This window comes from Dehalococcoidales bacterium, assembly GCA_030698765.1.
GTDB lineage: Bacteria > Chloroflexota > Dehalococcoidia > Dehalococcoidales > UBA2162 > JAUYMF01.
Genome location: JAUYMF010000112.1, coordinates 1 through 11,450, shown reverse-complemented (window position 1 = coordinate 11,450; position 11,450 = coordinate 1). Strand labels below are relative to the sequence as shown.

The window sequence follows — 11,450 nt, the reverse complement described above, 5'->3', positions numbered from 1 at the left end:
CTCCTGGTGAAGTCACCGTAAACGCGCGGGTCGGGGTTTGGTTTGTAGGCCGGGAGGTTTTCGCCAAAGGCAAGGTAAAGCTGATGGTCCTGGTAGAACTGCTGGCGTCCGGTGAGCGTCCGCCAGGGAATGAGCCGCTCCGTGTTGAGACAGAAGGGGGAATAGGTGCGACCACTATTTATGTTGGCAGACCAGCAGGGGCTGGTAAGCAGGCGTCTCGGCTGCGCCTGCAGGTCGGCAAAACTGTAATGAATGCCGCGAGTATCTTCGGCCAGGTCCTTGAGCGGCAGCCCCACCTTGTGCTCCTCTTCTTCGAACGCCCGGTAGGCGGCGTCACCGTTAGTTTCCGGCGCCAGGAACAGGATTACATCGGCGGCCTGGCGTGCCTCTTCCAGCGAGGGGTAACGCGTGCCGTTCCATTCCTGCACAGGCGCCGACTCCAGCATCTCATCGTAAAAGTCCTGGATACCCCAGCGTACGCCGTGAGCGCCGATACCATTCTGGCGGGCCAGCGGGCCAAAGGAGATGAAGCGGTTGTACAGGCTGGCGTAATCCCGCTCGACCACTCTGAGGTGGGGCATGGTCTTGCCCGGTATTGCCTCGCACTCGCCTTTAGCCCAGTCTTTTACCTCAGGCTGGGCAATCTCATCGATGGAATCATGCTGAAGTGGGACGGCGACAATTTCCTTGGCCGGTTTCGGAAAGCAGGCCGGAGCAAGCTCGCTTATCTTCCCGGCGAGGGATTTGAATATATCCCAGTCAGCTTTAGCTTCCCAGCCGGGGGCAACCGCTTTGGACAAGGGATGGATAAAGGTGTGCATGTCGGTGGTGTTCAGGTCATCCTTTTCATACCAGGTCGCGGTCGGCAGAATGATATCCGAATACAGAGCCGTTGAGTCCATCCTGAAGTTAATATCGACCATCAGGTCAATCTTGCCTCTGGGTGAATCATCCCGCCAGACGATGTCTTCAGTCGTTCCTTTGGCGACCTCTCCGGCATCAGTATTGCTATGCGTGCCCAGGAAATGCTTGAGGAAGTACTCGTGCCCCTTGGCGCTGGACATCAGGGCATTACCGCGCCAGATAAGCCACAGCCGCGGCCAGTTTTCCGGGGCGTCGGGGTCTTCCACGGCGAATTTCAGCTTCCGCTCTTTGAGCTGGGCAACAACCCATTTGATGATCTCTTCGTCTGTATTGGCGCCAGCATTCTGTGCCTCCTCGACGAGGGCGAAAGAATTCTTATCGAATTGAGGGTAGAAAGGTAGCCAGCCCAGCCGCACGGCGCGGGCCTGCATGTCCGCGGTATGCCCGCGCGCCAGAGGGTTGTCCCCGGCCTGGCGCTGGTAGTTTGTAAAAGGCCCTTCGTAACGCCACTGGTCAGTGTGCATGTAATAAAAAGAAGGGGCATTCTGTAAGCGGGGCGGGCCGGCCCAGTCGGTAGCGAAGGCAATAGATGCCCATGGCGCGACGGCGGCCAGCTTCTCCTGGCCCACGTAGTGAGCCAGTCCACCACCGTTGACGCCCACTGAACCGGTCAGCATAAGTGAGGTGATTGCGGCACGGTAGATAAGGTTGTTATGGTACCAGTGATTGACTCCGGCGCCGATGATGATGGTGCATTTGCCGCCGGTCTTTTCCGCAGTACCGGCGAACTCGCGGGCGAATTGAATCACCGTATTCGCGCTGATGCCGGTGTGCTTCTCCTGCCAGGCGGGAGTATAGACGGCATCCGTCTTGTAGTCAGCCGGGTAGTCGCCGGGCAGTCCGCGGGAAACGCCAAAACGCGCCAGGAGCAGGTCGAAGGCGGTAGTCACCGCCACCTTGCCCCCGGCTGTTTCGATATACTTGACCGGGACGCCACGCCTGACCGTTGTTAGCGACTCGAAATCGGTGAACTCCACCTGAGCGATATCATCTTCGCTGTCGATAAAGCTCAATGCCGGGTCAAGAGCAGTATCATCAGCACCATCCTTCATTTCCAGGTTCCACTTGCCGGGATCCTTCTTGTCCCAGCGCGCGCCGATATTGCCCCTGGGCATACGAGCGCTATTCGAAAGCTTATCGAAGACCAGGAAACGCCAGTCGCCATTCTCGACATCGCGGTAGCGGTCGAGCGTATTAGCGCGCAGCAACCGTCCCGCCTGATAGCCATCCTTCTTCTTATCGAGGACGATCAGGAACGGCGAATCAGTGTATTTCTTGATGTAATCAACAAAATAGGGCACCTGACGGTCAACATAGAACTCCTTCAGTATTACATGATTCACCGCCATCCAGAAGGCGCCATCCTGCCCGGGATTGACCGGTATCCACCAATCGGCGTATTTGGCCACCTGGCTGAAGTCCGGAGCGAGAACGGTGAACTTGGCTCCCTGATAGCGCGCTTCGGCGGCAAAATGTACATCCGGAGTCCGCGTCATACTGAGATTGGCGCCCATTGAGACAATGTATTTGGCATTGTACCAGTCAGCGCTCTCCTGGACATCGGTCTGCTCACCCCATATTTCCGGCGAGGCTGGGGGGAGATCGCAGTACCAATCGTAAAAGCTCAGGTTGATGCCGCCGAAGAGTTGGAGCAATCTGGAACCACCGCCGTAGCTGAGATAGGACATGGCCGGAATGGGAGAGAAGCCGGCGATGCGGTCAGGGCCGTGTTTCTTAGCGGTATAAAGCATCGAGGCTGCAACGATCTCAAGGGACTCGTCCCAGGTCGTTCGCCGCAGGCCGCCCTTGCCGCGCGCCTGCTGGTAGCTGCTACGGGATTCCGGATTTTCCACAATTGAAGCCCAAGCCTTCACCGGGTCGTCCTGAAGCTTCCTGGCTGCCCGCCACAGGTCTGCCAGGACACCACGGATGTACGGGTATTTGACCCGGATGGGGCTGTACAGATACCAGGAAAAGGACATACCCCGCTGACAACCTCTTGGCTCATAAGGCGGAATTTCCTTATCAAAATCGGGGTAATCAATGGCCTGCATCTCCCAGGTGACGATGCCGTTCTTCACGTATACATTCCAGGAACAGCCGCCGGTGCAGTTGACGCCGTGGGTGCTGCGGACTATCTTGTCATATTGCCAGCGATTACGGTATAAGTCCTCCCATTTCCGTTGCCCGGGGCTTACGATATCCTGAATCCAGCTCATTTAGAGCCTCCTTTTACCAGAGAGCGGCGAACCCCGGAGAGACGTCCCCGCCACAAAAACTGGAATACTATGATTACCAGTAAGGCCAGGGCAGCGCTGATGACAAAGAAGATGACAGGATTCTGCCCCGAACCAGCCTGTTTGTCCGTCCCGACTTCTTTAAGGAAAGTCACCAGCCCGGCAATCTCATCATCATGCAGAGGCTTTGCCGTGTAGATCTCCCTCATCATTGGGAAGGGCGGGGTCTTCAAAACAGACGTCAGTCCGGTCTCCCCAAAAGTGGCATATCTTCCGGTCAGTTCCTTCCCCACCGCCCCGCCACCAATTACTCCCAGACCGCTGATATTATGGCAGGTCAGACAGGATGGGCCGCCGTTTTTGAAAGGCAGCCTGCCGGTAAACAGGTCTTTGCCGGTGGCGGCGCTTGTGCTGATGGTTACCATGGTTACTGCCGGGGTTGAAGCAGCGTGTTTATTTTCACCTGCCTGCGTTTCAATATATGCCAGGATGGACTGAGCTTCCTCATCAGAGATGCCCACGTTGGGCATGGGCAGGCCGTATTCGGAAACAAGCTGTTTCGCGATCGGGTCACCCTCTGCGATAAGCCTGTCCGGGTTGGTAATAGTGCGGATCAGCCAGGCTTCCTCCCTCAGGCTGGTTATATCTTTAAGGTCCGGGCCAACCAACCGTCCGTCGCCGATAGTGTGGCAGGACTGGCATTTCTGCTCAAAGAGCGCCTGCCCGTCTGGAGACGCCAGAGCGCGGGGACTGTGGAAAGTTACAGGAGCGCTTCCGTCCGCAGGCGGGGTCATCAAGGTGGTGTTAAGCGCAAGGGCTAAGATGACTGCAATAAGAATTGTTGACAGCGTTATCAGATATGGTTTCGGCTGTCTGGTCACCATGCCGTTACCCTTTCTTCGCTGTTCCCTGGCTTTACCTGCTTTTTCGCTCCGTATACGGGCATCTCAAATAGACTCCCTTTGGATCCACCCCTGATCTCTCATTCTTGCTCTCTTTAATGAATTACCCTGCGGGCAGAGACCGCAGGGTATCTTTACTGTAACCTGTGGAGCACTCAATCAGTCCGCTCCAGTTTCTTTTGTGCCTGAGCCAACTCCGCGAGCGTAGTGCTAGCCAGCAGCTCTTTCAATTGCCTCTGAGCCTTATCCCAAACAGGGAGCACCGCGCACCTGCCAAGGAGGGGACAACGGCTGGGTTCAGACGTGCACCGGGTGAGAGCTACCGGGCGACCCGCCGATTCCACAATTTCTAAAAGAGTGACACTTTCCGCATCTCCGGCCAAAGCCAGTCCACCCCCGGTCCCCCGGTACGTTTCCACTAAGCCGGCCGCTACGGCTTGCGTCACAATCTTAGCCATAAAACGCTCCGGGACCTTCTGCCGCCGTGCAACTTCCTTCACCGTAGTCCGGGTGTTTTCCGATAAACAGGCTAAATCCACCATCAGACGCACAGCGCAGTCTTCCCTCTGATTCAGCCACATGCTAACTCCCACTTCCCCTTGAAATAAATATTGGAACGCAAGACGACTAATTTAGTCTGATTATAAACTAACTTTTAAGGGTTGTCAATATAGGAAAAACGGTACTGACCATGCAGGTTATTGATGCGGTGGACTTGCGGCAAACTCCACGGAGAGACGTCTTCATCTCTCGTTCAATCTTATCAGCTTTCGTTTTAATCCCGGTATCGTATTTACGCCGAATATTTCGAGAAACGGGCACACCGGTGCTAAATGCGTTGCCCCGGTGGAATTGTCCGTGTTATAATTCCCGCAATCATCAGAACAATCAGGCAAAACAGGAGGTGGAAGTGAAGATTCTGGGTCTCTCTTGCAGTCCCCGGAAATCAGGTAACACGGAAATACTGGTAAGCGAAGCGCTTGAAGGCGCCCGGAAAGAAGGAGCGGAAGCGGAGCTTTACTCTTTTTCGGGTAAAGAGATAAAACCATGTGATGGCTGTCAGTCCTGCATTAAAACGGGTAAATGTCACATCAAGGATGATATGCAAACCGTTTACCAGAAGATGATAGAGGCAGACGGTATCATCTTCGGCACCCCGGTATATTTCTACTCCATGGCCGCTCAGGCTAAAGCGCTCATCGACCGGACTTACTGTTTGCGTCGCCCCGACTTCAAGCTGGTCAATAAGGTGGGCGGAGTAATCACGGTCGCAGGCAGTCTGGGACGCATTGACGTGCTCAAAGACCTTTATTTTAACATTGCCATCAACCACATGATACCGGCCGATTACGTTGCCGCTTCTGCTTCTGAGAAAGGAGCGGTAAAAAAGGATGAGAAGGCAATGAAGATGGCCTGGGAGCTGGGCAGGGAAATGGCGCAACTGACCATGACCCGGTTTGAATTCCCCCGCGAATTCATAGGTAGACTAAGCACCTACGTAGCCGATAAGTACCAGCTTTGAGAAACCGGTCCTGTTAACAAAAACACACCTCATCCCGAGATAATTACAACCGGTGATTATTTTGTGGATACCCCGGTTAAACTGTAACCTTCTCTTAACCTGCGACCATAAACCTTAACCTTTTCTTAACCTGAAACTTATATACTGAAGATACCAACCATTCCTTTTCATTTCTTTTTCTTCTAGAGAAGCCCGGTCCCCCAACCGGGCTTCTCGCTTTTAAAGCGGCTCTCGAATTAAAGACACTCTCAGGTTACTACCTGGCAAATCCCTTTCCGGCGAAAGCCGGAATCCAGAGTATCTACGTATCTATTCTATCCCTGCTTAAAGATGAGTTTCTGGATTCCGGCAAGCACGGAATGGTGACGGGCAATATTTTCATCGAGAGCGGGTGGCGCTACGTCAAACATGGCAAATTCCCTGATAATTGGAATCTACCCGTAGCGGTATACTAAACAGATAACATGTGTTAAATTGTATCAAACCTATCAAGCCAGGACAGAGAGGTTAGAATCAAGACCGATGCCCCAGGAAATTGCTAGAGCCAGCACCAGCGTCTCCATAGTAGATACACACGCTCATCTGGATATGGATTCCTTCAATGAAGACCGCGGCCAGGTAATCGCCAGAGCCCTGGAATCAGGAGTAAGCACCATTATTACCGTGGGCATCAACCTGGATTCGAGCCGGAAAGCGATTAAACTGGCAGAGAGCCACCGTGAGATACTGGCTACTACCGCCGGTTTTCACCCTCATGAAGCCGGCAGGGTGACCGAAGAGGACATGGCTGAACTGTCCATTATTGCCCGGCACTCCCGAGTGGTGGCAATCGGCGAAATAGGGCTGGACTTTTACCGAAACCACGCGACACGTGAAGAACAAATAAAGGTATTGAAAAGGCAACTGGAAATAGCCACAGAGCTGGACCTTCCGGTAATCATTCACTGCCGCCAGGCGGAGCGGGACATGTTACCCTTACTCCGTAACTGGGCCAGTTCTGACCGGAAGCATCAGGGACAGACCAGGGGAGTTATTCACTGCTTCAATAGTGATGGCGATACCGCCCGGCACTATCTCGACATGGGTTTCTTCATCTCTCTTGGTGGCTATATCAGCTATCCCTCCGCTCGCCAGATGTTCAACACGATTCGAGGTATTCCGGAGGACAGGCTGGTGGTGGAAACAGACTGTCCGTTCCTCCCCCCACAGAGCCACCGGGGTCAGCGTAATGAGCCAGCTTATGTACTGGCCACCGTAAAGACACTGGCTGATATCAGGGAAGTAACGGCGGAACGTGTTGCCAGGGAAACAACTCAAAACGCCCATCGGCTCTTCCGAATACACCAGGCTGAGCAGTGAGTTGCCGGAGAACCCGGAAATGCTATGGTCAGAGAAGAACAGACTATAATTACCGTGGCAGTCCAGCCTAATGCTAGCCGGAACCAGGTAACCGGCATTGAGGATGGTATCTGTCATCTCAGGATTGCCGCCCCGCCGGTAAAGGGGAAGACCAATCGGGAGCTGATCAATTTCCTGAGCGGTATCCTGGGAATCAGCCCGAGCCGGCTGAATATCGTAAAGGGCATGACCAGTCGGAGAAAGACGATAAGCATCAGAGGGCTGACGGAAAGCCAGATCATTGAACAGTTCGAGAAACTGTGCCAGCAACCATGAAAATCACTGCCCCGGCAATTCAGTCAAGACCATGATGTAATTTATTTGCCTTACTGTCCTGATAGGCGTAAACTATAAGGCAAGTAAAAACTCCGGGACAGAGTCTGACACACCCGGAAAGCATCTCTTTTTTCTCAGAGATTTATAACAACATACACAATAAGCGACGAGTGAAAAACAAAGCCAACGGATACGCCGGTATTGATACAGGGCTGGATATAGAGGAAGGTGGCCGGGGTAAAATGTCCCTGCGGTCCCTGCGCAATCTGCGAACCTTTACCGCTCTTAAAAATCCGGTCTACCGTATCTTTTATGGCGGTTTAATCTGCAATATGGCGCCTCAGAATATGCAGATGCTGGTCCGTTCTCTGCTCATCTACCAGCTCACCGGTTCGGCGGCTATTCTCGGCTTGATGTCCCTGGCTAATTCTTTGCCTATGCTCTTCCTCTCCCTCTGGGGTGGGGTCATGGCTGACAGGGTGCAGAAGAAGAATATCATCATTGCCGGTCAGGCGGCTTCAGCCATTGTCTCTCTGGGAGTGGCCCTTTCTTTGACCCTGGGCTACCTGAGCGCGGAACGAGAGGGTTCGTGGTGGATTCTCATGGTAGCGTCTGTACTCCAGGGGACATCCTGGGGTATCATGCAACCCGCGCGCCAGGCAATCATCCGCGAGATTGTCAGCGAGGAAGACCTGATGAATGCGGTGTCACTGAATACTATGGGTATGAATGTCCTCCGCCTCCTGGCCCCGGCGCTGGCCGGTTTCCTCATTGCCGCCTTCGATTTCCAGGCGGTCTTCTATCTCATGACCGTCCTCTTCTGTGCGGCTATCGTCTTTATCAGCTTTTTGCCCCGTACCGGTATGATAAGCCTCCGCGGCAGAGGCGCCCTGGCTGACATTAAGGAAGGATTTCAGTATATCCGCCGGGAAACCCATATCATGGTTACCCTCGCTTTTACGCTCTTCGCCGTTATCCTCTCCATGCCCTACATGATGATGCTGCCTGTTTTTACGGAGGATATTCTCAAGGTCGGTCCTGCCGGTATGGGGATACTGATGAGCACCTCAGGTATCGGCGCCATCGCTGGCTCCCTGGTGCTGGCCTCCCTGCCCAACAAGAAACGGGGACTGCTGCTGCTGGTGAGCTGCTTGTTTATGGGTATAGCTCTGGTTGCCTTTGCTTCCTCCAGTAGCTGGACGCTGTCTTTAATTTTTATCGTCTTCGTTGGCCTGGGTCAGACTGGTCGCATGACCCTGGCTAATACCCTGCTTCAGTATTACTCGACCGATGAGTACCGGGGACGGGTGATGAGCATCTACATGATGGAGTTTGGCCTGACCAGCTTCGGCACCTTCGCTGCCGGACTTATGGCTGAGTCTATAGGGGTGCAGTGGGCAATCGGCGGCTTCGCAGTGACGCTCATCATTATCTCTATCCTGGCGTTATTCTTCCTGCCCCGCCTGCGCCGCCTTGATTAGTCCCATTTCACCAGCATGGTATTAACCGTCAGGGTAGTTATCTCATAATTCCGCCATTAAAATCCCATCACACGCTTGAATGAGAATAATTTACCCGTGGTAACCAGCAACCAGCAGGCTTGACAAAAGATGACCAAAAATGTTAAACAGTAGTTAGCAGTCTAAGGTTTAGACTGCTAACTGGAGGCTGAGATGTTATCTCCGAGGGCTGAGACTATACTCAAATCAATAGTGGGACAATATATCGCCAAGGCGAAACCGGTGCCTTCGCAGAGCATTATGGACAACTATGAGCTGAAGTTAAGTTCAGCGACGATACGCAACGAGATGGCACATCTGGAGCAGGAGGGCTACATTATCCGCGCTCACCCCTCGGCGGGGAGCATACCTTCAGATAAGGGTTACCGCTGCTATGTGGAATCTCTGGGTGATATCAAATTGCCCCTGGCTGAGCAGCGGCTGGTCAGCCACCTCTTTCACCAGGTAGAAAAGGAAGTGCTGGATGAATGGCTAAACCTGGCCGCCACCCTTATCGCCCAGATGGTGCATAATGCGGCCGTAGTGACCATACCCAAGCCTAAGTCCTGCCAGTTCAAGCACCTGGAGCTGGTCAGCTTGCAGGATTATATGGGGCTGATCATTCTGGTCCTCAGCAGTGTCAAGATACGGCAACAGTTAGTAACCTTCAGCCAGGTTTTATCACAAGAAGAGCTAACGGCTATCGCCAATAAGCTGACGGGCCTGTATTCCGGCTTAACCAGACCGCAAATGTCACCTAAAGACGCGGCGCTTACGCCTGTCGAACAGCAAATAACCGATTCTCTAACCAGAATAATGGAGGATGAGGACAACCCGGAACATGAGCGGCAATACACTAATGGCCTGCACTTCACCATTAATCAGCCTGAATTCAGCCACGGCCAGCGGATACTAACTCTAATTGAGTTAATTGAGCAAAGAAACCTGTTGAAGCTGGTTGCCCTGCCGGAACCGACCGGCAGCGAGGTGAGAGTGATTATCGGCAAGGAAAATAGAACAGAAGCTATCCAGGATTACAGTATCGTGGTCAGCCAGTACGGCTTACCTGATGAGGCTATCGGTACGATCTGCGTCATCGGACCTACCCGGATGCCCTATGCACATACTATCGCTACGGTAGATTATTTGTCATTGCTTCTCAGCAGACTGGCATCGAGGCTGTACGGAAAAGAAACGTCATCTCAAACAAACCCGAATTAAACCGGTTATCAGCGATAAACCTTTTCGGAATAACCCGCTTTTGTTCCGTAAAGAACATTTGAAGCAGTTAGTGAGGTAAAGTAATAATGATGCCAAGAGAGCCGGAAGAGAATCCGACTAATAGCCCAGGTGCGGAAACCAATGGGGAAGAGGACATTGAAGCATTAAAGCGGGGAATCGCCGCGGAAAAGGAGAAAGCGGAAAATTATCTGGCCAACTGGCAGAGGACCCAGGCGGATTTTATCAACTACAAGCGGCGCAGTGAACAAGAGAAGGAAGAAATCAGCAAGTTTGCCAACGTGACCCTGATGCTTGCCTTCCTGCCGGTAATCGATGACTTTGAGCGAGCCTTTACCGCGATCCCAGAGAAGCAGGATGTGCTGAACTGGATTGAGGGCATCCTGCTTATTGAGCGCAAGCTGCAAGCTACCCTGGAAGCGCAGGGACTGTCCCCGATCAAGGCGGTAGGGGAACCCTTTGACCCTCATCAGCACGAAGCAGTAAGGCAGGATAAAGGTGAAGAGGGCATTGTCATTGCGGAAGTACAAAAGGGTTACCGGTTCCGCGATAGGGTTATCCGCCCGAGCCAGGTAGTGGTAGGCACCGGGGAAAGACCGGAAAACTGAAAACAACAAAAACAGAGCAATATGTTTAGCACTGAATTTTAGCATGGATGGAGGATAATTATGCCAAAGGCAGTAGGAATTGATTTAGGGACAACATATAGCGAGATAGCCGTCATGCAAGGTGGCGAGCCGGTAATTATTCCCTCCGCCGAGGGAGGTAACCTGACACCTTCCGTGGTGGCAATAAATAAGAATGGAGAACGCCTGGTGGGGCAGATAGCCAAGCGCCAGGCCATCGTTAACCCGGACAATACCATCCACAGCATCAAGAGGTTTATGGGACGTAAGTGGGGGGAACCCGCCGGACGGGAGTTGCCCGTGGAGGAAGACGCCAAACGTAAAACTTATAAAGTGACCAGGGCAGCCAATAATGATGTGAGGGTGTTGATGGGGGGAAAAGAATACAGCCCCGCGGAAATCTCAGCGATGATTCTGCAAAAGCTCAAGGCGGATGCCGAGGCTTACCTCGGAGAGAAGGTGACTGAAGCCGTAATCACCGTGCCTGCTTACTTCAATGATAGCCAGCGCCAGGCCACCAAGGATGCCGGCAGGATAGCTGGCCTGGAAGTGCTGCGCATCATCAACGAACCGACTGCCGCCTCACTGGCTTACGGTCTGGACAAAAAAGCGGAGGAAACTATCGCCGTCTATGACCTTGGCGGCGGTACATTCGACGTCACAATCCTCGAGATCGACGATGGCCTGTTTGAAGTGAAATCCACCAACGGAAACACTCACCTTGGTGGCGACGACTTTGATCAGGTCATCATTGACTGGTTAGCTGATGAATTCAGAAAAGACGAAGGCGTTGATCTTTGTAGAGATCCCATCGCTCTTCAGCGATT

General features: G+C 53.1%; 10 protein-coding genes. 7 read left to right on the top strand and 3 right to left on the bottom strand.

Translation table 11 applies throughout. The annotated features are described in order from the left end of the window. From Q8Q07_05625 to Q8Q07_05615, 3 genes are all read right to left on the bottom strand, one after another. On the bottom strand, nt 1-3,143 hold a 3,143-nt coding region (locus Q8Q07_05625), incomplete at its 3' end, for a nitrate reductase subunit alpha (GenBank protein ID MDP3879770.1). Further along, nucleotides 3,140-4,045, bottom strand: coding sequence for a cytochrome c (locus Q8Q07_05620; protein ID MDP3879769.1), 906 nt, complete (start codon nt 4,043-4,045; stop codon nt 3,140-3,142). The genes Q8Q07_05620 and Q8Q07_05625, both read right to left, overlap by 4 nt. 173 nt (nt 4,046-4,218) lie before the next feature. After that, nucleotides 4,219-4,644, bottom strand: a complete 426-nt coding sequence (locus tag Q8Q07_05615; GenBank protein ID MDP3879768.1) for an Rrf2 family transcriptional regulator — start codon at nt 4,642-4,644, stop codon at nt 4,219-4,221. A 329-nt stretch (nt 4,645-4,973) separates the two neighbouring features. Here Q8Q07_05615 and Q8Q07_05610 point away from each other — a divergent pair, with 329 nt between their 5' ends. The 7 genes from Q8Q07_05610 to Q8Q07_05580 all read left to right on the top strand — a co-directional run. Beyond that, on the top strand, nt 4,974-5,585 hold the full coding sequence (locus Q8Q07_05610) for a flavodoxin family protein (protein MDP3879767.1): 612 nt from the start codon (nt 4,974-4,976) through the stop codon (nt 5,583-5,585). Nucleotides 5,586-6,107: 522 nt separating this feature from the next. Beyond that, nucleotides 6,108-6,944: a TatD family hydrolase gene (locus Q8Q07_05605; protein ID MDP3879766.1), complete on the top strand. Its 837-nt coding sequence runs from the start codon at nt 6,108-6,110 to the stop codon at nt 6,942-6,944. A gap of 24 nt (nt 6,945-6,968) precedes the next feature. Continuing rightward, entirely contained in the window at nt 6,969-7,259 is a 291-nt protein-coding gene (locus Q8Q07_05600; protein ID MDP3879765.1) for a DUF167 domain-containing protein, read from the top strand. A 170-nt stretch (nt 7,260-7,429) separates the two neighbouring features. Next, entirely contained in the window at nt 7,430-8,740 is a 1,311-nt protein-coding gene (locus tag Q8Q07_05595) for an MFS transporter (GenBank protein MDP3879764.1), read from the top strand. 192 nt (nt 8,741-8,932) lie between these two features. Beyond that, the gene (gene hrcA / locus Q8Q07_05590) at nt 8,933-9,979 is read left to right on the top strand and encodes a heat-inducible transcriptional repressor HrcA (protein MDP3879763.1); all 1,047 of its coding nucleotides are present in this window, start codon (nt 8,933-8,935) and stop codon (nt 9,977-9,979) included. A gap of 86 nt (nt 9,980-10,065) precedes the next feature. After that, entirely contained in the window at nt 10,066-10,605 is a 540-nt protein-coding gene (locus Q8Q07_05585) for a nucleotide exchange factor GrpE (protein MDP3879762.1), read from the top strand. A gap of 60 nt (nt 10,606-10,665) precedes the next feature. Further along, a partial coding sequence (locus Q8Q07_05580) for an Hsp70 family protein (protein MDP3879761.1) occupies nt 10,666-11,450 on the top strand: 785 nt, incomplete at its 3' end.

Excerpts from the sequence above, each read along its gene's own strand:
- Q8Q07_05620 (MDP3879769.1), bottom strand. The coding sequence starts at position 4,045 with ATGGTGACCAGACAGCCGAAACCATATCTGATAACGCTGTCAACAATT.
- Q8Q07_05585 (MDP3879762.1), top strand. The coding sequence starts at position 10,066 with ATGATGCCAAGAGAGCCGGAAGAGAATCCGACTAATAGCCCAGGTGCG.
- Q8Q07_05605 (MDP3879766.1), top strand. The coding sequence starts at position 6,108 with ATGCCCCAGGAAATTGCTAGAGCCAGCACCAGCGTCTCCATAGTAGAT.
- Q8Q07_05600 (MDP3879765.1), top strand. The coding sequence starts at position 6,969 with ATGGTCAGAGAAGAACAGACTATAATTACCGTGGCAGTCCAGCCTAAT.
- hrcA (MDP3879763.1), top strand. The coding sequence starts at position 8,933 with ATGTTATCTCCGAGGGCTGAGACTATACTCAAATCAATAGTGGGACAA.
- Q8Q07_05615 (MDP3879768.1), bottom strand. The coding sequence starts at position 4,644 with ATGTGGCTGAATCAGAGGGAAGACTGCGCTGTGCGTCTGATGGTGGAT.